Origin of the sequence: Kitasatospora sp. NBC_00315, assembly GCF_041435095.1 — a bacterium.
GTDB lineage: Bacteria > Actinomycetota > Actinomycetes > Streptomycetales > Streptomycetaceae > Kitasatospora.
This window is the reverse complement of the sequence record NZ_CP108025.1, coordinates 5557651-5581408: the sequence shown is the minus strand read 5'-3', so window position 1 is coordinate 5581408 and position 23758 is coordinate 5557651. Positions and strand designations below refer to the sequence as shown.

19 protein-coding genes are annotated in these 23758 nt (G+C 72.8%); 6 read left to right on the top strand and 13 right to left on the bottom strand.

Annotated elements, in window-relative coordinates; all coding sequences use genetic code 11:
* Positions 1–74: 74 nt before the first annotated feature.
* The gene (locus OG823_RS23170; RefSeq protein WP_371481531.1) at positions 75–629 is read right to left on the bottom strand and encodes a hypothetical protein; all 555 of its coding nucleotides are present in this window, start codon (positions 627–629) and stop codon (positions 75–77) included.
* 167 nt (positions 630–796) lie between these two features.
* Between OG823_RS23170 and OG823_RS23165 the strand changes: the two genes are divergently transcribed.
* Positions 797–1201, top strand: coding sequence for a VOC family protein (locus OG823_RS23165; protein ID WP_371481530.1), 405 nt, complete (start codon positions 797–799; stop codon positions 1199–1201).
* A gap of 121 nt (positions 1202–1322) precedes the next feature.
* The gene (locus tag OG823_RS23160; protein ID WP_371481529.1) at positions 1323–2114 is read left to right on the top strand and encodes a DUF6348 family protein; all 792 of its coding nucleotides are present in this window, start codon (positions 1323–1325) and stop codon (positions 2112–2114) included.
* Positions 2115–2152: 38 nt separating this feature from the next.
* Here OG823_RS23160 and OG823_RS23155 read toward each other — a convergent pair whose 3' ends face one another.
* The 4 genes from OG823_RS23155 to OG823_RS23140 form a co-directional block, all read right to left on the bottom strand.
* Complete coding sequence (locus OG823_RS23155) at positions 2153–2347, bottom strand: hypothetical protein (RefSeq protein WP_073927841.1); 195 nt, start codon at positions 2345–2347, stop codon at positions 2153–2155.
* A gap of 679 nt (positions 2348–3026) precedes the next feature.
* The gene (locus tag OG823_RS23150) at positions 3027–4259 is read right to left on the bottom strand and encodes a PP2C family protein-serine/threonine phosphatase (RefSeq protein WP_371481528.1); all 1233 of its coding nucleotides are present in this window, start codon (positions 4257–4259) and stop codon (positions 3027–3029) included.
* Positions 4260–4633: 374 nt separating this feature from the next.
* The gene (locus OG823_RS23145) at positions 4634–5119 is read right to left on the bottom strand and encodes a ribose-5-phosphate isomerase (RefSeq protein WP_371481527.1); all 486 of its coding nucleotides are present in this window, start codon (positions 5117–5119) and stop codon (positions 4634–4636) included.
* Between the two features lie 77 nt (positions 5120–5196).
* Complete coding sequence (locus tag OG823_RS23140) at positions 5197–5799, bottom strand: biotin transporter BioY (RefSeq protein ID WP_371481526.1); 603 nt, start codon at positions 5797–5799, stop codon at positions 5197–5199.
* A gap of 281 nt (positions 5800–6080) precedes the next feature.
* Between OG823_RS23140 and OG823_RS23135 the strand changes: the two genes are divergently transcribed.
* The gene (locus OG823_RS23135) at positions 6081–7511 is read left to right on the top strand and encodes an amino acid permease (protein WP_371481525.1); all 1431 of its coding nucleotides are present in this window, start codon (positions 6081–6083) and stop codon (positions 7509–7511) included.
* Positions 7512–7599: 88 nt separating this feature from the next.
* Here the strand turns inward: OG823_RS23135 and OG823_RS23130 are convergent, their stop codons facing one another.
* Positions 7600–8232: a DsbA family protein gene (locus OG823_RS23130; protein WP_371481524.1), complete on the bottom strand. Its 633-nt coding sequence runs from the start codon at positions 8230–8232 to the stop codon at positions 7600–7602.
* A 248-nt stretch (positions 8233–8480) separates the two neighbouring features.
* Here OG823_RS23130 and pepN point away from each other — a divergent pair, with 248 nt between their 5' ends.
* Positions 8481–11045, top strand: coding sequence for an aminopeptidase N (pepN, locus tag OG823_RS23125; protein ID WP_371481523.1), 2565 nt, complete (start codon positions 8481–8483; stop codon positions 11043–11045).
* 45 nt (positions 11046–11090) lie between these two features.
* Here pepN and OG823_RS23120 read toward each other — a convergent pair whose 3' ends face one another.
* The 4 genes from OG823_RS23120 to OG823_RS23105 form a co-directional block, all read right to left on the bottom strand.
* The gene (locus tag OG823_RS23120) at positions 11091–12410 is read right to left on the bottom strand and encodes a glycoside hydrolase family 18 protein (protein ID WP_371481522.1); all 1320 of its coding nucleotides are present in this window, start codon (positions 12408–12410) and stop codon (positions 11091–11093) included.
* 374 nt (positions 12411–12784) lie between these two features.
* Positions 12785–15445: an aconitate hydratase AcnA gene (gene acnA, locus OG823_RS23115; RefSeq protein WP_371481521.1), complete on the bottom strand. Its 2661-nt coding sequence runs from the start codon at positions 15443–15445 to the stop codon at positions 12785–12787.
* 392 nt (positions 15446–15837) lie between these two features.
* Positions 15838–15972 carry a hypothetical protein gene (locus OG823_RS23110; RefSeq protein WP_371481520.1) on the bottom strand — a complete coding sequence of 45 codons (135 nt, stop codon included), beginning with the start codon at positions 15970–15972 and terminating at the stop codon, positions 15838–15840.
* Positions 15959–16942 carry a hypothetical protein gene (locus OG823_RS23105; RefSeq protein WP_371481519.1) on the bottom strand — a complete coding sequence of 328 codons (984 nt, stop codon included), beginning with the start codon at positions 16940–16942 and terminating at the stop codon, positions 15959–15961. Before OG823_RS23105 ends, OG823_RS23110 begins: the two co-directional genes overlap by 14 nt.
* Before the next feature lie 42 nt (positions 16943–16984).
* Here OG823_RS23105 and OG823_RS23100 point away from each other — a divergent pair, with 42 nt between their 5' ends.
* Both OG823_RS23100 and OG823_RS23095 read left to right on the top strand, forming a co-directional pair.
* Positions 16985–17341, top strand: coding sequence for a hypothetical protein (locus OG823_RS23100; protein ID WP_371481518.1), 357 nt, complete (start codon positions 16985–16987; stop codon positions 17339–17341).
* A gap of 69 nt (positions 17342–17410) precedes the next feature.
* Positions 17411–17896, top strand: coding sequence for a type II toxin-antitoxin system VapC family toxin (locus OG823_RS23095; protein WP_371481517.1), 486 nt, complete (start codon positions 17411–17413; stop codon positions 17894–17896).
* A gap of 109 nt (positions 17897–18005) precedes the next feature.
* Here the strand turns inward: OG823_RS23095 and argF are convergent, their stop codons facing one another.
* The 3 genes from argF to OG823_RS23080 form a co-directional block, all read right to left on the bottom strand.
* Positions 18006–19007 (bottom strand): ornithine carbamoyltransferase, encoded by a 1002-nt coding sequence (gene argF / locus OG823_RS23090; RefSeq protein ID WP_371481516.1) that lies wholly within the window; start codon positions 19005–19007, stop codon positions 18006–18008.
* A 168-nt stretch (positions 19008–19175) separates the two neighbouring features.
* Entirely contained in the window at positions 19176–21869 is a 2694-nt protein-coding gene (locus OG823_RS23085; protein ID WP_371481515.1) for a polynucleotide kinase-phosphatase, read from the bottom strand.
* Positions 21866–23563, bottom strand: a complete 1698-nt coding sequence (locus tag OG823_RS23080; protein ID WP_371481514.1) for a 3' terminal RNA ribose 2'-O-methyltransferase Hen1 — start codon at positions 23561–23563, stop codon at positions 21866–21868. Before OG823_RS23080 ends, OG823_RS23085 begins: the two co-directional genes overlap by 4 nt.
* Positions 23564–23758 lie beyond the last annotated feature (195 nt).

Below are 23758 nucleotides of genomic sequence, written 5' to 3'. Positions count from 1 at the left end.
CGACGGACGCCGACACCGGGCCGCTGCCGGCCCGCGGGACGGCCGCCGGCCCGCGGGACGGCCGCCGGCCGCGCTCAGAGGCCGAGGGAGAGGGCGCGGGCGGCGGCGCGGTCCAGGAGCTGGTGGATGTCGCCCTGGCGGGTGGCGGGGCGGTCGTTGTACTCGTCGGGGGAGCTGACCGGGCGTCCGGTCGCGTGCAGGATCTCCATCACCTGGACCCGGGCGGTCTGGACGGTGAGCGCGGTGCCGTAGCCGTGGGCGAGGACGGCCGCCTGGGCGCCCAGCAGGCAGACCCGCCCGGCGGAGTCCCACAGGGCGCCCTGGAGCCAGCCGAACGCGCCGATGTAGCGGGAGGTCAGCCGCAGGTGGCCGGCGGCGGTGACGGGCGCGGGCCGCGCCGGGCGGCGGGCGACGCGCTCCAGCAGGGTGGGCCGGGGCAGCGGGTACCCGGCGTTCCAGGGCTGCACCGTGCTGCCGAACGGTGGGACGTACGGAACGAGCGGCCGCCGCAGGGGCGCGGGGAGCGACGCGAGGTAGGCCTCGATCTCCTGCGCCAGGCCCGAGCCGTCGGGGGCCGGGAGAAGGGGCCGGAGCGCCGGGGCGGTGGGGGGCAGCGCGGTGCGGGGCATGGTGGTCACTCCTGCGCGGGGCCGACGACAGCGGATGCACGGTCATTCCCAAAATGGTGCATATATGAGTATTCCGCTAGCCGAGGCCGCCTCCCCCGCCTGCCCGCCGCCACGTCCTAGGCTCGCCGCCGACAGGCGGACGGACCCTCGCGACTCGGGAGCAACGGATGGAACTCACGCAGGTACGGCTCCTCGTGGACGACTTCGGCAGCTGCTTCCGCTTCTATCGGGACGTCCTCGGACTGACCCCGCAGACGGACGACGACAGCGGGCCCTACGGCAAGCTCAGCCCGCCGGTCGGCGGAGCCGCGGTGACCCTCCAGGAGCGGGCGCACTTCGCCCGGGAGCTGCCCGCCGCCGCGGCGGCCGCCGGAGAGGGCGGCGGGGGCGTGCGGGCGCTGGTGGTGCTGAAGGTCGACCGGGTGGACGCGGCGGCCGCGCGGATCAGGGCCGGCGGACACTCACTCCTGGAGGAGCCCCGGAACCAGTGGGGACGGCTCAGGGTGGCGTACCTCACCGACCCGGAGGGGAACCTGGTGGAACTCCAGGAGTGGCTGACGCCGGGCGCCTGAGCGCGGTTTCCCCGGCCGGCGTCCGGGCCGATAGCCTCGCTGGCAGCCGTCGTCCGTTCGATGCCGGCCCGTACGTTCGAGCTTCACCCGGGCGTCCGACTTCAAGGGTGAGGAGTGTCCCGTGCGGCCCCAGGAGCGACTGGACGTCATACAGCGCAGCGTGACCCGGGAGATGGCGCGGTTCGGTCAGGCGTTCACCGCCGACGGCGCCGTGGTGCGCGGGCCCGGCACCACCGCCGTGGCCGTCCGGGAGCACCCCGGCCAGGACGGCGCCGGCCATGTCGACCTCGGCTTCGTGCTGCAGCTCGGGCGGGCGGACGCCCCGGTGGTCTGGGACTGCTCGGCGGGCCTCGGCCAGACCGAGGAGGAGAAGCTCGCCAACGCGGTGAGGATGTGGGCCACCACCACCGCCTCCACCCTGGTGGAGCTGCAGGAGGGGCGCGGCGAGCACGGCGACCACTACCGCCCCGAGGAGCTGCCCGGCTGGCATGCCGTCCAGGGCCCGGCCGCCGTGTTCGGCTTCGGCAACGAACACCTGGCGCACTGGCTGGCGGAGCACCAGCTGCTGCCGGCCCTCGCGCCCGCGCTGGCACCCGAACTGGCCGGCTCCGGGCTGCACGGCGTGAAGCTCTTCCTCGGCGGCAAGGCCGGGGACGACGTCGCCGAGGTACGGGTCAACGGCGAGGTCTCGGCGGCCGCCTCGGCGGCGCTGCGCGCACTGGACTGGCCGCGCGGCGAACGGCTCTGCTGGGCGAGGCTGTTCATCCTGCTGACGGCCGAGGGCGGGCAGCAGGAAGTGGCGCCGGGACCGGTGGTCCGGACGCCCGCCGTCGTGGCCGCACCCGCACGCGCGCGGCCTCGCGGCCTGTTCGGCCGGTGGCGCCAGGCCCGGCGGGCCGGCCAGGAGCCCTGATCAGGCTTCGTCCCGGCCGCCGGGGTCCCGCTGACGGATCAGCTGGCGACGCCTGAGATGGTCTTCGCCAGCTGGCTCAGGAAGTCCTGGATCGGCTTGGCGGCCGTGCTCTGGTTCAGCATGAAACCGAAGAGTGCGGCCAGGATCGCGTGGCCGATCTTCAGCTGCTTGTTGCGGATGAAGATGATGCAGATGACGCCGAACAGGACCAGCGCGGAGACGGAGAGTGCCACCCGGACTCACTTCCTCGTTTCGTTGCGGAGCTTCGGCCCGAAGCTCCTGCGAAGCCGGACCCCGGTGTGTCCGACGGTCCCGAGGCGGAAGTCGGTCGATCACATCGCAGCCCGCGTCCCGTGCGGCCGTACGGTGCAACCGCGCCGCACCTGACGCCCCCAATCCCCGAGTCCCCGAGTCACGACCAGTCCCGCCCGGACTCAGTGTGGTCGACCGTGCGGGTTGCGTAAAGGTGTTACCGGGAGCAGGAGCCCGAGATCCTGCGATGTGAGACGAATTTCCGCCGACCGAGACGATAGCCGAGCTCTCCTGACGGATCGTCGGCGGGGGGCCGCGACCCGGCGGCTCAGCGGACGGGCCGCCCTCCGGGGAGGGCGCCCGCGGGGTGCGGACCGGCCCCTGACCTCGGGACAGGAATGGCCGAAGATCAGCTCCTGCCCGGAACAGGGGTTGACAGCGGCACATGCGGCCGGGTGCACGGCGGTCCGCGTGCCCGGGGGGCGCACCGCCTCGGTGCCGCGCTCTTCCGTGCGACCGGGGTCCGCACGCCTGCGCGCGGGGTGGTCCGGCCGGTCGCGGACGGGCTCGTCCCCGGGTCGGCCGGTCGCGGGTCGGGTACCGGTCACCGGGCCCGGTACCGGGTGTCGGGCCGTAACCGGTACCGGGCCTGACCCGAGGTCAGTCCCGCCAGAGCAGCAGCACGGCGCGGTCGTCGTTGATGTCCTTGGCGACCGTCTCGATGAGCCCCGCCGCCGCACCGCCCCGGCCGGCCGGACCGCCCCCGGGGACAAGCCGGTCGGCCTCGCCCATCAGCCGGTCCATCCCCTCCGAGAGATCCCGCCCGGGCGCCTCGACCATGCCGTCGGTGCAGAGCATCAGAACGTCGCCGCGGTTCAGCCGGCCACGGACGCCCTCGAACTTCGCGCCGTCGTAGATGCCGAGCAGTGGCCCCTCGGTGGCCTCCTTGACCTCCCAGCGGCCCGCCCCCGAGAGACGCTGCATGCCCGGCAGATGACCGGCCGACAGCAACTCGTACTCGCCGGTGTCCAGATCCAGCACCAGGTGGACGGCGGTCGCGAAGCCCTCCTCCCAGGACTGCCGCAGCAGGTAGCCGTTGGCGGCGGGCAGGAACTCGTGGGCGGGCAGCGAGCCGAGCAGGCCGCCGAACGCCCCGGAGAGCAGCAGTGCCCGCGATCCCGCGTCCATGCCCTTGCCGGAGACGTCCGCCAGCACCACCTCCAGCACCCGCTGGGCCGGCCCGGTCCGGGAGGCGACCACGAAGTCGCCGGAGAAGGACTGACCGCCCGCCGGACGCAGCGCCATGTCGGCGTGCCAGTCGGCCGGCAGGTCGGGCACCCTGCTCTGCACCCGCAGGCGCTCGCGCAGGTCGAACAGCATCGTCGAGCCGCCCCACCACGGCACACCGACCCGGCTGCGGAACTGCGCCAGCAGCAGACCGGCCACGCCCGCTGCGCCGACCACCAGGGCGGCGCCGGGGGTGACGCCGTAGGTGTACGCCTCCGGGTTGTCGCTGGCGACCCGCTGGCCGGTGTGGATCACCGACTCGGCGGAGAGTCCGAGGGCGGCCAGCGCGTAGAGCACCACGAGGCTGCCGGGGCGCAGCAGCAGGGAGGCCGCCAGGATCGGCAGGACGAGGGCCGTGGGCGGAGCCCAGGCGGGGATCCAGATGTTGAGCGCGACGAGCACCGGGACGAGCAGGGCGAGTGCGGTCAGCACGGGCCAGTCGGCCGCGCCGCCGCGGAAGTAGTCGACGCCGGCGGTGCGCAGCTTGCGGCGGATCCTGCGCTGCCACTTGCGCAGCCTGGCCCCGACGGGGTCCTTGGCCACCTGGGCGGCGTCGGGCCTCGTCGCAGTCGTCTGGGGCGGTGCGCCCGGAGGTCTGCCAGCCATGGGGCCAGACCATATCCACCGGCACCGGCCGCCGTCGACGGGATGAGCCGGCCCGGTCGGTGCCGGGGAGCGACTCCATCGGCTTTCAGCCGACCGCCGGACTGCTCGGGCGTTCCGTCAACAGGCTTGGACGGGTGGGAGCAAGGCTCCGGAGCGACGGCGCGGACGGCCCGCGCGCGGCGGTTCCCTCGCGCCCCGGCGCACCCCGGCGCTGTGTCGCACGCCACAACGGGGCTCGCCCGGCCGCACGTTCGCGGCCGTACCTCACGGCCGTACCTCACGGCCGGACTTCGCGGCCCGGACGGCCGGGCGGCGCGGTGCGACGGCCGACCGCCGCGTACGCACGGCCGGCCGTCGGAGACGACGAGCGGGGATCAGCCCTGCGGGTGGTGTGCCGGAACGGGGGGCAGCTCGCCGGTGGTCTCGTAGTCGCTGAGCATCTCGATCCGGCGGGTGTGCCGCTCGGCGCCGCTGTACGGGGTGTCGAGGAACACCTCGACGAACCGGACGACCTCGTCCTCGGTGTGCATCCGGCCGCCGATGGAGATGACGTTGGCGTCGTTGTGCTCGCGGCCGAGCGAGGCGGTCTGCTCGCTCCAGGCCAGTGCGGCCCGCACGCCCTTCACCTTGTTGGCGGCGATCGCCTCGCCGTTGCCCGAACCGCCGATCACGATGCCGAGCGCCTCGGCGTCGGCAGCGGTGCGCTCGGCGGCGCGCAGGCAGAACGGCGGGTAGTCGTCCTCGGCGTCGTAGATCAGCGGCCCGCAGTCGACCGGCTCGTGGCCGGCCTCCTTGAGCCACTGGACGAGGTGGTTCTTGAGGTCGAATCCGGCATGGTCGGAACCCAGGTACACGCGCATGCGTATGAGTGTGGCATGCGCGTGCACCGGGGTGGGGCAGGGGCTCGGCCGTGCCCGGCACGGGCTCCGACGGTCGGTCAGCCGCGCTTGCCGAGGAGCTTCCAGGCGAGCGGGAGGGCGCCCATCGCCAGCACGGCCTTGAGGCCGTCGCCGACCAGGTAGGGGTAGAGGCCCAGATCGGCGGCCCGACCGAGGGAGAGGTGCAGCGAGGCGGCGAGGTACGGGACGCCGACCGCGTAGATGGCCAGGGTGCCGAGGACCATCGCGCCGGCGGTGCGCAGCGGGCTGCGGTCGGCGCCCCGGCGGGCGAGGGCCCCGGTGAGCCCGGCCGCGAGGACGAAACCGATGACGTAGCCCAGGGTCGGCATGGCGAAGCCCGAGGCGCCCTCCGCGAACCAGGGCAGGCCGGCCATGCCGGCGAGCAGGTAGAGCCCGAGCGAGGCGACGCCCCGGCGGGTGCCGAGGGCGGTACCGACCAGCAGGGCCGCGAAGGTCTGGCCGGTGACGGGGACCGGCGAGCCGGGGACGTTCACCGAGAGCTGGGCGGCCAGGCCGGTCAGGGCGGCGCCCCCGGCCATCAGGGCGAGGTCGCGGGCCTGGGCGCCGAGCCGGGTGGTCGCCGAGGGGAGCAGGTCGGCGAGGACGGTGCCGGACTGTATCGGGGTGCTGGCCGTGGCCATCGGGGTCTCCGCACTGTTCGAGGCTGGGTTAACACCTGTGAACCTACGCGCTCCGCGGCTGTGGCACCGTCAGGGAATCCGACAAAGGCCAGGTGGCGGCCGTTGTCGGATTCGACCCGGACCGCCCGGCGCGGCCGCCGTGCGCAGGGTGCGGCGGTGACCACACAGGGTCACCCCCCGGTCCGGATGGTGAACCGGGGCGCGGTTTTCTTGGCATGGACAGCCCTGGCACCGGATATTGGACCGCTCAGCCCGCTATCCGAACAGTCTGGACCACCCTCATGGCCCACCTCCCCGCACCGCCGGCCACCGAACCGCCGCCGACCGCCCAGGCCGCGCCCCTCGCGTCGACCGACGGACAGCAGCTCGCGCACGGCCTCAAGCAGCGCCACCTCTCGATGATCGCGCTCGGCGGCGTCATCGGCGCCGGCCTCTTCGTGGGCTCGGGCGCGGGCATCGCGGCGGCGGGGCCCGCCATCATCCTGGCCTTCACCCTCTCCGGTCTGCTGGTCATGCTGATCATGCGGATGCTCGGCGAGATGTCGGCCGCCCGGCCGGCCTCCGGTTCGTTCTCGGTGCACGCCGAGAAGGAGATCGGCCCCTGGGCCGGGGTCACCGCCGGCTGGATGTACTGGGTGATGCTCTGCTGCGGCGTCGCCGCCGAGGCCACCGCCGCCGGAAAGATCATGAACGGTTGGATCCCCGGCGTCTCCGCCTGGATCTGGGTCGGCGTCTTCATGGCCTTCTTCTGTGCCAGCAACCTGACCGCGGTGAAGAACTTCGGCGAGTTCGAGTTCTGGTTCGCCGCCGTCAAGGTGACCGCCATCGTCGCGTTCCTGGTTCTCGGCACGCTCGGCCTCACCGGCGTGCTCGGCGGCGGCGCCCCCGGCACCGCCAACCTGACCGGCCACGGCGGCTTCCTGCCCAACGGCACCAGCGGGCTGATCGTCGGACTGCTGGCCTCGGTCTTCGCCTACGGCGGTCTGGAGACCGTCACCATCGCCGCCGCCGAGTCCGAGGACCCGAGGCGCAGCGTGGCCAACGCGGTGCGCACCGCGGTCTGGCGGATCGCGGTCTTCTACATCGGCTCGATGGCGCTGGTGGTCACCCTGGTCTCCTGGAAGGACCCGGCGATCGTCGAGAACGGCCCGTACGTGACGGTGCTCCAGCACCTCGGTGTGCCCGGGGCGGGCACCATCATGGAGGCCGTGGTGCTGATCGCGCTGCTCTCCGCGATGAACGCCAACATCTACGGCTCCTCCCGGATGGCCTACTCCCTGGTCTCCCGCGGACAGGGCCCCCGGGCGCTGGCGAAGGTCAGCGGCGGGGTGCCCCGGCTCGCCGTGATCGCCTCCTGCTGCTTCGGCTTCGGCGCCGTGCTGGCGGGCAGGTTCTGGCCGGACACCGTCTTCACCTGGCTGATGAACACCACCGGGGTGGCCATCCTGGTGGTCTGGTTCTTCATCTGCGTGGTCCAGCTGCGGATGCGCCGGCGGCTGGAGCGCGAGAGCCCGCAGCTGCTGACCGTCCGGATGTGGGGCTACCCGTACCTGACCTGGGCCGCGCTGCTCGCCGTGCTCGCCATCCTCGGGCTGATGACCACCACCGAGGGCAACCGCGAGCAGCTGTACGCAGCCGGCGTCCTGGTCGTGGCGCTCTCCCTGGCGGGCTACCTCAAGCAGCGCCGCGACGCCGCCCGCGCGCTCGTCTGACACCCGGCGAGCGGCGAACGGCGGCGCGGGCCCCGACCGACTCCTCGGAGTCGGTCGGGGCCCGCGCCGCCGTTCGCCGTCGTCCCGGCTACTCGAAGGACGGGCCGGCCGTACGGGTGCGCTTGATCTCGTAGAAGCCCGGCGTGGAGGCGACCAGCAGGGTGCCGTCCCACAGGCGCACCGCGGCCTCGCCGCGCGGGATCGGGGTCACGACCGGCCCGAAGAAGGCCACCCGCTCGCCGTCGGCGCCCTCGACCGCGATCACCGGGGTGCCGACCTCCTCGCCGACCAGGCCGATGCCCTCGGCGTGCGACAGGCGCAGGGCCTCGTCGTAGCGGTCGGTGTCGCCGGCGTCCGCCAGCTCGGCCGGCAGGCCGGCGGCGACCAGGGCGGCCTCCAGGGTCTCCCGGTTGCGCGGCAGCCCCTGGTTGTGGAACCGGGTGCCGATCTCGGTGTAGAGGCGGCCGAGCACCTCCTCGCCGTGCTTCTCGGCGGCCGCGATGCAGATCCGGACCGGGGCCCAGGCCTCGGCGAGCATCTCGCGGTAGCTCTGCGGGATGTCCTTGTCCTCGTTGAGCACGGCCAGGCTCATCACGTGCCAGCGCACGTCCACCGGGCGCTGCTCCTGGACCTCCAGCAGCCAGCGGGAGGTCATCCACGCCCAGGGGCAGAGGGGGTCGAACCAGAAGTCGGCGGTCTTGCGGTCAGCGGCAGTGGTCACGGCCTGGCTTCCTTCGATGAGTCGAGTACTACGGCGGGTCCCGCTCCGGCACGGGTGTCTTCGGCAAGGCTGTCTTCCCAGGGCCCCAACGTCCGACCGGCGCGGCTGATTCCTCGGGCCGCCGATTCCTCCCGGCGCACGTCCGGCCGCGCGTGAAAGGATGCCCGGGAACGAGCGCGGACCTCCCACCGGGGGCCCGCCGCACCGCAGAGCGCACCACCGTGCGAGCCGGACAAAGGAGTACCGCCGTGCCGGGCAAGAACCTGAGTCGCGAGGAGGCCCGGCAGCGGGCCGGCCTGCTGGACGTGGACAGCTACCGGGTGCACCTCGACGTGACCTCCGCACCCGATCCGGCCGCCGCGACCTTCGCCTCCACCACCACCGTCCGGTTCCGCTGCTCGCAGCCGGGCGCCGCGACCTTCGTCGACCTGCTCGCGCCGGCCGTGCGCTCGGTGCGCCTCAACGGCCGCGAGCTGGACCCGGCCGAGGTCTTCGACGGCACCCGCATCGCGCTCGACTCGCTGGCGGCGGAGAACGTCCTGGAGGTGGCCGCCGACTGCGCGTACAGCCGCACCGGCGAGGGCCTGCACCGCTTCACCGATCCGGTGGACGGCGAGACGTACCTCTACACCCACTACGAACCGGCCGACGCCCGCCGGGTGTTCGCCGACTTCGAGCAGCCCGACCTGAAGGCCCCGTTCACCTTCGCGGTCACCGCTCCCGCCGCCTGGGACGTCCGGTCGAACGCCGTCCACGAGAGCGTCACCGCCGAGGGCGACGCCCGCAGCTGGGAGTTCGCCCCGACCCGGTCGATCTCGACCTACCTGACCGCCGTGGTGGCCGGCCCGTACCACGTCGAACGGGACCACTACAGCCGTGAGCTCCCGGACGGCAGCACCCTGGAGATCCCGCTCACGGCGCTCTGCCGCCGCTCGCTGGCGCCCTACTTCGACGCCGACGAGATCCTCACCGTCACCAAGCAGGGCCTGGACTTCTTCCACGAGGAGTTCGACTACCCCTACCCGTTCGGCAAGTACGACCAGGCCTTCGTCCCCGAGTACAACATCGGGGCGATGGAGAACCCGGGCTGCGTGACCTTCCGCGAGGAGTTCATCTTCCGCTCCAAGGTGACCGAGGCGGCGTACGAGGGCCGGGCCAATGTCATCCTGCACGAGATGGCGCACATGTGGTTCGGCGACCTGGTCACCATGCGCTGGTGGGACGACCTCTGGCTGAAGGAGTCCTTCGCCGACTTCATGGGGACGTACGCGCTGCTCGGCGCGGACACCAGGTACCGCTCCGGCTGGATCACCTTCGCCAACCAGCGCAAGGCGTGGGCGTACCGCCAGGACCAGTTCCCGACCACCCACCCGATCACCGCCGACATCCGGGATCTGGAGGACGCCAAGCTCAACTTCGACGGCATCACCTACGCCAAGGGCGCCTCGGTGCTCAAGCAGCTGGTGGCCTACGTCGGGCGGGAGGCGTTCTTCGAGGGCGCCCGGCAGTACTTCAAGCAGTACGCCTACGGCAACACCGTCCTCGCCGACCTGCTCGGCGTCCTGGAGCGCACCAGCGGGCGGGACCTCACCGCCTGGGCCGGTGCCTGGCTGCGGACCGCCGGCGTCAACGCGCTCACCCCGCAGGTCACCGTGGACGCCGAGGGCCGGATCACCGAACTCGCCGTCCTCCAGGACGGCGACGTGCTGCGCCCGCACCGGGTCGCCGTCGGCCTCTACGACCGGGACGCCGACGGCGCCCTGGTGCGCACCGGCCGGGTCGAGCTGGACGTCACCGGCGCGCGGACCGTCGTCGCCGAGGCCGCCGGCCTGCCCCGGCCCGCGCTCGTCCTGCTCAACGACGAGGATCTGACCTACTGCAAGATCCGCTTCGACGCCGAGTCGCTGGAGACCCTGCGGACCGGCCTCGGCGAGCTGAGCGACGACCTCGCCCGGGCGCTGTCCTGGTCGGCCGTCTGGAACCTCACCCGCGACGGCCTGATGCCGGCCCGCGACTACGTCGCGCTGGTGCTGCGCTTCGCCGGCCAGGAGTCCAACATCGGGGTCCTGCAGTCACTGCACCGGCAGGCCAAGGGCGCCGTCGCGCTGTACGCCGACCCGGCCTGGCGGGCCGAGGGCGACCGGCTGCTCGCCGAGGGCGCGCTGCGCGAGCTGCGGGCCGCCGAGCCCGGTGGCGACCACCAGCTGGCCTGGGCGCGGTTCCTGGCCCAGAGCTCGAACACCACCGAGCACCTGCGGCTGGTCCGCGGCCTGCTGGCCGGCACCGCCCGGATCGACGGCCTCGACGTCGACCAGGAGCTGCGCTGGTCGCTCTGGCTCGCGCTCAGTGCCGCCGGCGACGCCACCGGGCAGGAGCTGGCCGGCGAGCTGGCCGCCGACAACACCGCCAGTGGCCGCCGCCAGTACACGCAGTGCCTGGCCGCGCGGCCCACCGCCGAGGCCAAGGCGGCCGCCTGGTCGGCCGTGATCGACTCCGATGAGCTGCCGAACGCCCTGGTGGAGGCCCAGATCGCAGGCTTCGCCCTGGCGGGGCAGCGCGAACTCACCGCCCCGTACACCGAGCGCTACTTCGCGCTGCTGGAGCGGGTCTGGGCGGAGCGCACCATCGAGATCGCGATGCGCATCGTCGGCGGGTTCTTCCCCCGGCTGCAGATCGACGCGCCGACCCTGGCCGCCACCGACGCCTGGCTGACCGGCCACCCGCAGGCCGCTCCCGCGCTGCGCCGGCTCGTCCTGGAGTGCCGGGACGACCTGGCGCGCGCACTGCGGGCCCAGGCCTGCGACCGGCTCTGACGCACCGTGCGGGGCCCGCTCGCGAGCGGGCCCCGCACGGAGGGCTCAGCGGCCCTGGAGGCCCTTGTCGAGCGCCTTCACCAGCGAGCCCTGGGCGTCGTCGTTGTCGAGCGCCCAGGCCATCACCCCACCGAGGTCGTTCCACCGGCTGTACTCGGCCTTGCGGGTGAGCAGCTCGGGGGTGTCGTACGACCAGAAGGTGGTGCCGTCGTACTTCCAGGTCGCGCCGTGCAGGCGGTCGTAGCTGACCGTGCCCGGCAGGTCCTTGATCTGGTTGTACGGCAGGTTGCCGCCGCCGGCCAGGCCGGTGGCCGGCTGGAACAGGCCGTTCCTGGTGCCGGCCGGCACGCCCGTCCAGCCGTAGCCGTAGAACGGCACGCCGAGCACGGCCTTGCGGGCCGGCAGGCCGGCGTCCAGGTAGTGCTGCACGACGCGGTCCGCGCTGTAGAACTTGTTGTCCGTGGACGGATCCGCCTTGTCCGCGTACAGGTTGGCGTTGTGGTTGGTCGGGCCGAGGGTCTCCCAGCTGCCGTGCAGGTCGTACGTCATCAGGTTGAGCCAGTCCACCGACCTGGCGACCTTCGGGATCTCCAGCTGGTCCGCCCGGCCCTCGTTCGAGGCGACCGCGCCGGTCAGCAGGTAGTGCGTGCGGCTCTTGGCGCCGGCCGCGTCCAGCTGACGGCGGAACTCCTGCATCAGCAGGGTGTAGTTGTGGCCGTCCTCGGGACGCACGATGTTGCCGGCGTCACCGCCGCCGCCCGGGTACTCCCAGTCGATGTCGATGCCGTCGAAGGAGCCGGCGGCGGCCCCCGCGCCGCCCTCGACCGAACCGAGCTGGGGCAGGTTGCCCTTGATGTACAGGTCGATGCAGGAGGCGACGAACTTCTTGCGCGAGGCGTCGGTGGCGGCGGCGTCCGAGAAGTACTTGGACCAGGACCAGCCACCGAGCGAGATGACGGACTTGAGCTGCGGGTTCTTGGCCTTGAGCTTGCGCAGCTGGTTGAAGTTGCCCTTCAGCGGCTGGTCGGCGGCGTCGGCGACGCCGTCCACCGACTCGTCCGCGCCGACCGGGCGCTGGTAGTCGGCCCAGGCGTCGCCGACGCCGGCCGCGTTGGCCTCGAAGCAGGTGCCGTCCGAAGAGACGTTGCCGAAGGCGTAGTTGATGACGGTGAGCTTTCCGGCCTGGCCGGAGTCCTGCACCTTCTTCGCGGAGAACCCGCTGTAGATGCCCCACTGGGTGAAGTAGCCGACCCGTTGGCCCTTCAGGCGGGGGCTCTGGTGGTCGTCGTGCGCCTGGGCGGCGGGGGCCGCGGCCAGGGTGGCCACCGTGAGGGCGGCGAGGAGAGCGGCGGTGCGGCTGGGCATACGCATACGAGAAGACCCGTGGCTTTCTCTGAGTCAGCACTTATTGGTCTGGACCAGACTGATCAGAGGTTTAGTCCACTCGGGGCCTCGGGCACAAGGGGTCGGCACCTCACGGATTGGCCACGGCGGTACGCCGGGGCGCCCGCGCCTCCCCCGCGCGGCTCGGCGCGGGCCCACCGGACGCCCCGTCAGAACCGGCCACGGCCACCGGCGTCGGGACTCCCGCCCGGCCTGCCCCGCCGACGGCCGGGCGGGCGGGACACGAAGACGGCCGGGCGGGCCGGGTACGAAGACGGCCGGGCGGGCCGGGTACGAAGACGGCCGGGCCGCCCTCCCGAGGGAGGGCGGCCCGGCCGGTGGCGCGGAGTGCCGGATCAGCCGATCAGGCTGCGCAGCACGTACTGCAGGATGCCGCCGTTGCGGTAGTAGTCCGCCTCGCCGGGGGTGTCGATGCGCACGACCGCGTCGAAGGCGGTGGTGGTCCCGTCCGCGCCGACCGCGGTGACCTTGACGGTCTTCGGGGTGCGGCCCTCGTTGAGCTCGGTCACGCCGGTGAAGGAGAAGGTCTCCTCGCCGGTCAGGCCGAGGGACTCAGCGGTCTCGCCGGCCGGGAACTGCAGCGGCAGGACGCCCATGCCGATCAAGTTCGAGCGGTGGATGCGCTCGTACGACTCGGCGATGGCGGCCTTGACGCCCAGCAGCGCGGTGCCCTTGGCGGCCCAGTCGCGGGACGAGCCGGAGCCGTACTCCTTGCCCGCCAGCACGACCAGCGGGATGCCGGCGGCCTGGTAGTTCTGCGAGGCGTCGTAGATGAACGACACCGGCGCGTCGGCCTGGGTGAAGTCGCGGGTGTAACCGCCCTCGGTGCCCGGCGCGATCTGGTTGCGCAGGCGGATGTTGGCGAAGGTGCCGCGGATCATCACCTCGTGGTTGCCACGGCGCGAGCCGTACGAGTTGAAGTCGCGCTTCTCCACGCCGTTCTCGGTGAGGTACTGCGCGGCCGGGGTGCCCGGCTTGATGTTGCCGGCCGGGGAGATGTGGTCGGTGGTGACCGAGTCGCCCAGCTTGGCCAGCACGCGGGCGCCGGAGATGTCGTTCACCGGGCTCGGCGTCTTGGCCATGCCCTCGAAGTACGGGGGCTTCCGGACGTAGGTCGACTGCGGGTCCCACTCGAAGGTGTTGCCGGTCGGGATGGGCAGCGACTGCCAGCGGTGGTCGCCGGCGAAGACGTCCCGGTAGCCCTTGTCGAACATGCCCTCGTCGATGGAGGCGGCGACGGTGTCGGCGACCTCCTTCTCGGTCGGCCAGATGTCGGCGAGGAAGACGTCGTTGCCGTCGGCGTCCTGGCCCAGGGCGTCCCGGGTGATGTCGACGTTCATGTTGCCGGCCAGGGCGTAGGCGACCACCAGCGGCGGGGAGGCCAGGTAGTTCATCTTGACGTCCGGGTTGATCCGGCCCTCGAAGTTGCGGTTGCCGGAGAGCACCGAGACGACCGCGAGGTCGGACTCGTTGACGGCGGCCGAGACCTCCTCGGGCAGCGGGCCCGAGTTGCCGATGCAGGTGACGCAGCCGTAGCCCACCAGGTTGAAGCCCAGCTTCTCCATGTACGGGAGCAGGCCGGCCTTCTCGTAGTAGTCCATGACGACCTTGGACCCGGGGGCCAGGGTGGTCTTGACCCACGGCTTGACCTGAAGGCCCTTCTCCACGGCCTTCTTCGCCAGCAGGGCCGCGCCCAGCATGACGGAGGGGTTGGAGGTATTGGTGCAGGAGGTGATCGAGGCGATCACGACCGCGCCGTTGTCGATCTCGTACGACGCACCGTCGGGGCTGTGCACGGCGGTCGGCTTCGACGCCTCGGCGGAGTACGTCGGCAGCGCCTCGGCGAAGCGGTCGGCGGCCTCGGCCAGGATCACGCGGTCCTGCGGGCGCTTCGGACCGGAGATCGACGGGACGACGGTGGAGACGTCCAGCTCCAGGTACTCGGAGTAGACCGGCTCGACCGACGGGTCGTGCCAGAGGCCCTGCTCCTTGGCGTACGCCTCGACCAGGGCGAGCTGCTGCTCGCTGCGGCCGGTGAGCTTGAGGTAGCTGATCGTCTCGGCGTCGATCGGGAAGATCGCACAGGTCGAGCCGAACTCCGGCGACATGTTGCCGATGGTGGCGCGGTTCGCCAGCGGGATCGAGGTGACGCCCTCGCCGTAGAACTCGACGAACTTGCCGACCACACCGTGCTTGCGCAGCATCTCGGTGATGGTGAGCACCAGGTCGGTGGCGGTGGTGCCGGCGGGGAGCTGGCCGTTGAGCTTGAAGCCCACCACGCGCGGGATCAGCATGGAGACCGGCTGGCCGAGCATCGCGGCCTCGGCCTCGATGCCGCCGACGCCCCAGCCCAGCACGCCCAGGCCGTTGACCATGGTGGTGTGCGAGTCGGTGCCGACGCAGGTGTCGGGGTACGCCTGGCCGCCGCGGACCATGATGGTGCGGGCCAGGTGCTCGATGTTCACCTGGTGGACGATGCCGGTGCCCGGGGGGACGACCTTGAACTCGTCGAACGCGGTCTGACCCCAGCGCAGGAACTGGTAGCGCTCCTTGTTGCGGCCGTACTCGATCTCGACGTTCTGGGTGAAGGCGTCCTTGGTGCCGAACTTGTCGGCGATGACGGAGTGATCGATGACCAGCTCGGCCGGGGCCAGCGGGTTGATCTTCGCCGGATCGCCGCCCAGCTCCTTGACGGCCTCACGCATGGTGGCGAGGTCGACGACGCACGGCACGCCGGTGAAGTCCTGCATGATCACGCGGGCGGGCGTGAACTGGATCTCCTGGCTCGGCTCCGCCCCGGCGTCCCAGTTGCCCAGGGCGCGGATGTGGGTGGCGGTGATGTTCGCACCGTCCTCGGTGCGGAGCAGGTTCTCCAGCAGCACCTTGAGGCTGTAGGGCAGCCGCTCGGAGCCCTCGACGGCGGAGAGCTTGAAGATCTCGTACGACTCGTCGCCCACCTGCAGCGAGCTGCGGGCGTCGAAGCTGTTCGCGGACACGACTGACTCCTTTTGGGTGCTTCGTGCGATGCCCCGGCCGTCTCGGTGCTAAGGTCTGCCTAACTTAGGTCTACCTAACCCGGATCGCCGACGGGCGCCTCTCGGCAAGTATCTTGATGTCGAGATAAATAATAGTGGGCAGTTATCTCGATGTCGAGATAAACCATAGTGCATGTCCGTCGCAAGCACGCGCCCGGCATGCCCGTCCGCGTTTTCTCCCCGAGGGCCGTGGCACGGGCGCCTCGCCCCGGCCCCCACCCTCTCGCGGCGGCGCCGACGGGCACACGAACGGCGACGCGAACGGCGAGGGGCGAGCGGGTGACGGAACGTGGCCGACGGGCCGGGCGGGTGACGGGACTTGGCCGACGGGGAGGCCGCGCGGGCCGCGCCCCTCAGCGTCCGCGGCGGGAGCGGGCCAGCCTGACCAGGACCACCACTCCGATCACCACGGCGATCGCCACCACGACGACGGCGACCACCGGGCCGGCGGACCCGGACGGTTCGGGGGCGATGTCAGCGAGCAGCACGGGCGTTCCTCCGGGTGGGTTCGATGCCCAGGACGAGCACCAGCAGGACGGGGAATTCGAGGTACGCGTGGTAGCTCGCCAGCGCCGCGTAGAGGGCCTTGCCCTGGGCGTAGTCGCCGACGAACAGCACGGCCAGGGCGGCGCCGGCGGCGAGGCCCAGAGCCCAGGCGCGGCGCCCGCGCAGGGCCGGCGCCCGGCGCTCGAAGGCGGCGCTCGCGTCGGGCGCGTAGCGGGGGAGGAACCAGACCCAGACCACGTAGTGCATGGTCTGGAGGAAGGCGAACACGGCGAGGAACCGCAGCCCGGCCGAGCTGTCGAGCCAGGCGGGCGGCGTGTACGCGGCGGCCAGCCTGCCGGTGGTGGCGGTGGCCGGGGCGAGCCATCCGTCCAGGGCTCCGCCGAGCAGCAGTGCCGGGACGACCACCACCCAGCCGCACTGCACCGCCAGGAAGGCGGCCCGGCCGCGCGGCAGCCCGCGCGACCACTCCCACAGGAACAGCAGAGGCACCAGGTTGTGCAGGTGGGTGAGCACGACGAAGTGGTAGCCGGGAAAGCTGAGCGAAGCGCTCGCCGCGCCGGTCAGCACGGCCGCCGCGACCGCCAGCAGCACCGGGCGGCGGCGCAGCGAGTGCAGACAGGCGGCCGCCAGCAGCCCGTACACGAGCAGGATCTCGGCGCAGCGGGAGGCCGTGGAGACGGGCAGCAGGCGGCACAGCACGATGCCGGTGATCAGGGCGATCAGCAGTCTGAGGAACGGACCGGCCAGGACCGCCTCGAAGCGGCCGGTCACGTACCGCAGTTCGAGGACGTTGTGCAGGATCCCGAACAGCACCAGGCCCAGCACGGCCGTGCCGGCCGGCGCCCGTACGGCGGCGGCGAGCGCGAGGACGGTCGCCGCCGCGAATCCGGCGATCGGCGCGGCGCCGATCGCGGGCCCGCCGCGCACACCGGGAAGTACCGCTGTGGCCACCCTGTCCCCTCCCGGATCCGCCTCGCATGGCACCATCGCGCCGTGCCCTATCTCCTGGCCCTCGCCCTCACCGTGCTGGTCGAGGTGCCGCTGTACGTCGGTGCGCTGGTCGTGGCCGGCCGCGTCCGTCCGCTGCGGGCGGCGACGGCCGGCGTCGCGGTCAACTGTGCGACGCATCCGCTGCTCTGGTGGTTCCTCCGGCGGTACACCCACGGGAGCGCCGCAGCCTACTGGACGGCCCTGGCCGTGGCCGAGGCCGCCGTCGTCGCGGTGGAGGCAGTGCTGCTGGGTCTGCTGACCGGCCGGCGCGGCGCCCTGCCGTACGCGGCCTCGTTCACGGCCAACGCCGCCTCGGTGCTGGCCGGGATGCTGGCGACCCGGGGACCGGTCGGTGGCTGACTGCCGACCGGCTGCGGCTAGCGTTGGCCGGGACGGGATGTGACCGATCGACGGGCCGGAGGGCCGCACATGATCGTGGTGGACGCGTCCGCGCTGGTCCTGGCACTGGCGGACGAGGGCGAGCGCGGTGAGCAGGCCCGCGCGCTGCTCGCGGCGGGCGGTGAGTGGGTGGCGCCGGAGCACCTGGTGATCGAGGTGATGCAGTCGCTGCGGGGGCTCTACCTGGCGAAGGAGCTGACGGCCGCGCGGGTGGCGCAGCTGGCGGCGGAGCTGCCGGGGCTCGCCGTCCGCAAGGTCGAGGTGGCACCACTGCTGGGGCGGATCTGGGAACTCAAGGACAACCTGACTCCGGACGACGCCGCGTACGTGGCGGTCGCCGAGCAGTACGGGGTGCCCCTGGTGACGGCGGACCTGCGGCTGATGCGCGCCAGCGGGCCGCACTGCGAGATCCGGGGCATCGGACGGGCGGGGACGGGCCGCGCGGACGTCGGGCTGCGCGCGGACGTCGGGCGGGAAGGGACAGGTCGGGAACGGAGCGGGCGGGAACGGGGGTGACGCCCGGGGCGGGGACCGGGCCGCCCGTGTGCCGATGCGGCCCGGCCGGGGCCCGTGTGCGGATGCGGCCGGGGCCCGTGTGCGAGTGCGGCCCGGGCCCGGCCCGGGGTCAGGAACCGAGGGTGGCGACCAGGACGGCCTTGATGGTGTGCAGACGGTTCTCGGCCTGGTCGAAGACCACCGAGTGCGCCGACTCGAAGAGCTCGTCGGTGCACTCCAGCTCGGTCATGCCGGTGGCCTCGTACATCTGCCGACCGAGCACCGTCCCGAGGTCGTGGAAGGCGGGCAGGCAGTGCAGGAACTTCACGTCGGGGTTCCCGGTCGCCCGAACGGTGTCCATCGAGACCTGGTAGGGCTTCAGCATCTCGATCCGCTCGGCCCAGACCTCCTTCGGCTCGCCCATCGACACCCAGACGTCGGTGTAGAGGAAGTCGGCTCCCTCCACACCCTCGGCGACGTCCTCGGTCAGGGTGATCCGCGCGCCGGTGCTCTCGGCGAGGACCTCAGCGGCCTTCCGGACCTCCCCGGCGGGCCAGAGCTCCCGGGGTGCGACGATCCGGATGTCCATGCCGCACATCGCGCCGGCGACGAGCAGCGAGTTGCCCATGTTGGAGCGCGCGTCGCCGAGGTAGGCGAGGGTGACCTCGGAGAGCGGCTTGGCCGTGTGCTCCTGGACGGTCAGGATGTCGGCGAGCATCTGGGTCGGGTGCCACTCGTCGGTGAGGCCGTTCCAGACCGGGACGCCGGCGTGGGCGGCGAGCTCCTCGACGACGGCCTGGCCGTGGCCCCGGTACTCGATGCCGTCGAACATCCGGCCGAGGACCCGGGCGGTGTCCTTGACCGACTCCTTGTGCCCGATCTGCGAGCCGGCCGGATCGAGGTAGGTCGTCGAGGCACCCTGGTCGTGAGCGGCGACCTCGAAGGCGCAGCGCGTCCGGGTGGAGGTCTTCTCGAAGATCAGCGCGATGTTCTTGCCCCGCAGCCGGGGCTGCTCGGTGCCCGCGTACTTCGCCGCCTTGAGCTGGGCCGCGAGGTCCACCAGGAAGCGGAACTCCTGGGGAGTGAAGTCGAGCTCCTTGAGGAAGTGCCTGTTCCGGAGGTTGAACGCCATGCCGGGCTCCTGAGTGGGTGACGCGGACCGTGAAGCGGGAATTCTATACGATACTTGGAATTTCTATGCAGGAGCGGGTGCCAAAACCGCCGGGCGGGCCCCCGGAGCGGGACTGGTCCCGCCGCCGAGGGCGGGGGCCCGTACCCGGGGCCCACCGCCTCGGCCGCCCTACAGACGAGGGTCCACCGGCTCCGACTCCAGGGCCAGGACGGCGAACACCGGCTCGTGCACCCGCCAGAGCGGCTCCCCGGCCGCCAGCCGGTCCAGCCCCTCCAGCCCGAGGGCGTATTCACGCAGGGCGAGCGATCGCTTGTGGCCGAGGAAGCGCTGGCGAAGCTGGTCCAGGTACTCGGTGTAGTCGGGGCCGTAGATGATCCGCAGGTACTCGCGTCCGCGTACCTTCACCCCGGGCTGGATCAGGCCGCCCGGGCGCCCCTCCCCCGCCCTGCCCCGCGCCAGCGAGCAGAGCGGCTTGACCACCATGCCCTCCCCGCCCGCCCCGGTCAGCTCCTCCCACCAGGCGGCGCCCGCCGCGACCGACGCCTCGTCCGAGGTGTCCACCAGCAGCCGGTCGGTGCGCCGAAGCAACGGGGCCCGCTGGTCGTCGGCCGCGACCAGCCCGTCGATCCAGCGCAGGTGTTCGTCGTGCGGGCGCACGGCGAGGTTGGCGCCCTCGGCGGCCAACACCTGGAAGGGTGCCAGCCGGATTCCCGACAGGCCCTCGGTCGGCCAGCAGTAGCGCCGGTAGGCCGTGATGAACGCCTGCGCGTCGGCGGCGCGCTGCCGCTGGCGGGCGGTCAGCTCACCCAGGTCCAGGCCGCGCGCGGTCGCCTGCCCCAGGGCCGCCAGCACCGCGGGCAGCGCCGCGCCGGCCGCAGCGCCGACCGCCGCGTACTGCCGACGGAGCAGTTCCACCGCCTTCAACGACCAGGGCATCAGCTCGGCGTCGAGCAGCAGCCACCCGCTCGCCAGCTCCTCGAACAGGCCGGCCTGCTCGGCGGCGGCCCGCAGCCGCTCCAGGACCGCGCCGGTGACCGCATCGTCGCCGAGGAAGGCCCGGCCCGTCCGGGTCCAGATCGCGCCGGGCCCGGCGATGCCGAACCGCTTCTCCAGCGCGGCCTCGTCCCTGGCCACCAGGACGACGGCGCGGGAGCCCATGTGCTTCTCCTCGCAGATGACGTGCTGAACGCCGTCCGCGCGGTAGGCGGCGAAGGCCTCGTCGGGGTGTTCGAGGTAGCCGGGGCGCAGCGAGGTGGCGCTCGGCGCCATGGTCGGCGGCAGGTAGGCCAGCAGACGCGGGTCGAGCGCGAAGCGGCTCATCACCTCCAGCGCGGCGGCCGCGTTCTCCTCCCGGACGGCGACCCGCCCGTGCAGCCGGGTCTCGACGACACGCCGTCCGGCCACGTCGGCGAGATCCAGCGGTCGGCTCTCGGGCGCGGACGGCGTGCCCGCCGCGTCGGTGATCAGCGGACGGACCGGCGCGTACCACTCCCGCTCCGCCTCGACGCCGACCAGCTCCCGCTCGGGGTAGCGCAGCGCGGTGAGGCTGCCGCCGAAGACGCAGCCGGTGTCCAGGCAGATGGTGTTGTTGAAGAAGCTCGCCATCGGCACCGGCGTGTGGCCGTAGACCACCAGCGCGCTGCCCCGGTACTCCTCGGCCCACGGGTAGCGCACCGGCAGGCCGTACTCGTCGGTCTCCCCGGTGGTGTCACCGTAGAGGGCGTGAGAGCGCACCCGGCCCGAGGTCCGGCCGTGGTACTTCTCCGGCAGGCCGGCATGGCAGACCAGCAGCTTGCCGCCGTCCAGGAGGTAGTGGCTGACCAGATCGCCCATGAACGCGCGGACCTCGGCGCGGAACTCCTCCGGTTCGGCGGCGAGCTGGTCCAGCGATTCCTGGAGGCCGTGCGAGACGGTGACCTTCCGACCGCTCATCGCCCGGCCGAGCTTGTTCTCGTGGTTCCCGGGCACGCAGATGGCGTGACCGGCCGCGACCATGCCCATCACCAGCCGCAGTACGCCCGGCGTGTCGGGACCGCGATCGACCAGGTCGCCGACGAAGACCGCGGTACGGCCCTGCGGGTGGGCGGCGTCCACCGGACGGCCCTCGGCGTCCCGGGCGAGGTCGTAGCCGAGACGCCCGAGCAGGGTCTCCAGCTCGGAACGGCAGCCGTGCACGTCGCCCACGATGTCGAACGGGCCGGTGAGGTGGCGCAGGTCGTTGTACCGCTTCTCGGTGACCACCTCGGCCGCCTCGACCTCGGCCTCACCGCGCAGGAGGTGCACCTTGCGGAACCCCTCGCGCTCCAGCCCGCGCAGCGAACGCCGGAGTTCACGGTTCTGGCGCGGAATCACGTGCGGGGGCAGCTGCCGGTCCGGTCTGGTCCGGTTGCGCTCCGCGCAGACACCCGGGGGGACGTCCAGCACGATCGCGATCGGCAGCACGTCGTGGTCCTTGGCGATCCTGATCAGCTGCTTGCGGGCCTCCGGCTGGACGTTGGTGGCGTCCACCACGGTCAGCCGGCCGGCGGCGAGCCGCTTGCCGACGATGTAGTGCAGCAGCTCGAAGGCCTCGGCGGAGGCCGACTGGTCGTTCTCGTCGTCGGCGACCAGGCCACGGCAGAAGTCCGAGGAGACCACCTGGGTGGGCAGGAAGTGCCTGCGGGCGAAGCTGGACTTGCCTGCGCCGCTGGTGCCGATGAGGACGACGAGCGAGAGGTCGGTGACGGGGAGCGCGCGGCGGGCGACGGGCAGAGTGCCGTCGGCGGACGTCGGCCCGGGCCGCCCGGCCGGCGTGGTGGGCCCGGTCGGCCCGGTCACCCGGATCGGTTCTGGCCGCTCGGTGGGAGTTGCGTCGTCGGTCATCGGGGTTCGCTCCCTTCGGGAGTGGTGGCAGCGGCGGCAGACGCGGCGGCCCGGACGGGGGCCGGGGCGGCGTGGATCGGAGCGACGCCGGAGTTCAGGGCGGCGCCGGGGCTCGGAGCGCCGAGGCTCGGTGCGCCGAGGCGGAACAGGGCGAGCTGGGTCGGCGGGCCGACCTCCGGATCCTCCGGCCCGACGGGGCGCAGGACGACGGTGTAACCGTACGTGCCGGCCACCCGCTCGGCCCAGGAGCGGAATTGCGCGCGATCCCACTCGAAGCGGTGGTCGGCGTGCCGGACGTGCCCGGCCGGCAGGCTCTCCCAGCGGACGTTGTACTCGACGTTCGGGGTGGTCACCACCACGGCCGCCGGGCGGGCGGCGCCGAGGACGGCGTATTCGAGCGCGGGCAGCCGGGGCAGGTCGACATGCTCGATGACCTCGGAGAGCACCGCGGCGTCGTACCCCTTGAGGCGCTCGTCCGTGTAGGTCAGGGCGCCCTGGACGAGCTTGACGCGGGCCGCCTGACGCTCCGACATCCGGTCGAGGTGCAGCTTGCGGGCGGCGGTGATCAGAGCTCGGGAGGAGACGTCCACACCGAGCACCTCGGTGATCCGGGCGTCCTTGAGCAGTGCCGCGACCAGCTCGCCCTGCCCGCACCCGAGATCGGCCACCCTGGCTGCTCCGACCTCGCCCAGGGCGGCCAGGATCGCCTCCCGGCGCTGCTCGGCCAGGGAGGGCCCGCGCTCGGTCGGCTCCTCCGCCGATGCGGCCGGGGCGGCGTGGGCGGACGGGGCGGCGTGGGCAGTGTCGGTGTCCTTGGTGGCCCGCCGGCCCGTGGCGGGGTCCGTGGCGCCGATCTCACCCTCCTCCGTGTCGTCGACGGCGTTGTCGATCTCCTCGGCCTCGCGATCGTCGGCCTCCGCCAGCCGGGCGAGCTCCAAGCGCTGGATGGCGGTACGGGTAAGCGACCAGCGGCGGGCCAGGTAGCGACGGGCGATCAGCGCCTGCTCGGGGTGGTCCGCGAGCCAGCCCCCGCCGGCGGCGAGCAGCTTGTCGACCTCGTCGGGCGCGACCCAGTAGTGCTTGGCGCCGTCGAGCACCGGGAGCAGCACGTAGAGCTGCTGGAGCGCTTCGGCCAGGCGCAGGGTGCCGGCCAGCTCCACCCGGACGTAGCGCGACTCCCCCCACTCGGGGAACGTCTCGTCCAGAGGGATCACCTGCGCGTCGACCTGCCAGCCGAGCGGCTCGAAGAGGCGGGCGACCATGGCGGCCCCGCCTCCCTCGCCGGGCCCGTTCGCGGGCACGGCGGGCAGGGCGATCCGCAGCGGCCGGGCCTCGTCGGCCAGCCCGGGCCTGCTCTCGCAGACGCCCTTCATCGCGGTGCGGAACACCGTCCGCAGTGCGACCGCGAGCAGGGAGGACGCGGCGTACGGCCGGTCGTTGACGTACTGGGCGAGCGCGAAGTCGGGCGAGCCGCCACGACCCTTGCCCCTGCCCCGCCGGACCAGCGCCACGGGGTCGATGTCCAGCAGCAGCGCCGCCGTACAGACCTCGTCGGTCGCCTCCGGGTAGAAGACATGGGCCTCGCCGTGCGAGGTCTCGAACCGCTGGACCTTTCCGGGGTGCTTGTGCAGCAGAAATCCCAGGTCGGTGGCGGGGCGCTCGGCCGTACCGGTGGTGGAGATCGAGATGAACACCCGCCCGAGTATTACCGAGCGCGACCGGCCGGGGCACCGGGTTTTGTGCGGGGCGGGACGCGCCCGGGCCGACCGGCCGGGGTCGGCCGCGGGGGGACGCGCGCCGGAGCCCGCGCAGGGCCGCGCCCGTCGGGACCACCCGCACCACGGCCCTCGCTGCCGCCCGCACCGCCCCTGCCGCCCGCACCGCCGCCC

What these genes read in the sequence shown, in the direction of transcription:
- OG823_RS23170 (WP_371481531.1), bottom strand. Translation starts at nt 629, where the DNA reads ATGCCCCGCACCGCGCTGCCCCCCACCGCCCCGGCGCTCCGGCCCCTT.
- OG823_RS23165 (WP_371481530.1), top strand. Translation starts at nt 797, where the DNA reads ATGGAACTCACGCAGGTACGGCTCCTCGTGGACGACTTCGGCAGCTGC.
- OG823_RS23150 (WP_371481528.1), bottom strand. Translation starts at nt 4,259, where the DNA reads ATGGCTGGCAGACCTCCGGGCGCACCGCCCCAGACGACTGCGACGAGG.
- OG823_RS23145 (WP_371481527.1), bottom strand. Translation starts at nt 5,119, where the DNA reads ATGCGCGTGTACCTGGGTTCCGACCATGCCGGATTCGACCTCAAGAAC.
- OG823_RS23140 (WP_371481526.1), bottom strand. Translation starts at nt 5,799, where the DNA reads ATGGCCACGGCCAGCACCCCGATACAGTCCGGCACCGTCCTCGCCGAC.
- OG823_RS23135 (WP_371481525.1), top strand. Translation starts at nt 6,081, where the DNA reads ATGGCCCACCTCCCCGCACCGCCGGCCACCGAACCGCCGCCGACCGCC.
- OG823_RS23120 (WP_371481522.1), bottom strand. Translation starts at nt 12,410, where the DNA reads ATGCCCAGCCGCACCGCCGCTCTCCTCGCCGCCCTCACGGTGGCCACC.
- OG823_RS23095 (WP_371481517.1), top strand. Translation starts at nt 17,411, where the DNA reads ATGATCGTGGTGGACGCGTCCGCGCTGGTCCTGGCACTGGCGGACGAG.
- argF (WP_371481516.1), bottom strand. Translation starts at nt 19,007, where the DNA reads ATGGCGTTCAACCTCCGGAACAGGCACTTCCTCAAGGAGCTCGACTTC.
- OG823_RS23085 (WP_371481515.1), bottom strand. Translation starts at nt 21,869, where the DNA reads ATGACCGACGACGCAACTCCCACCGAGCGGCCAGAACCGATCCGGGTG.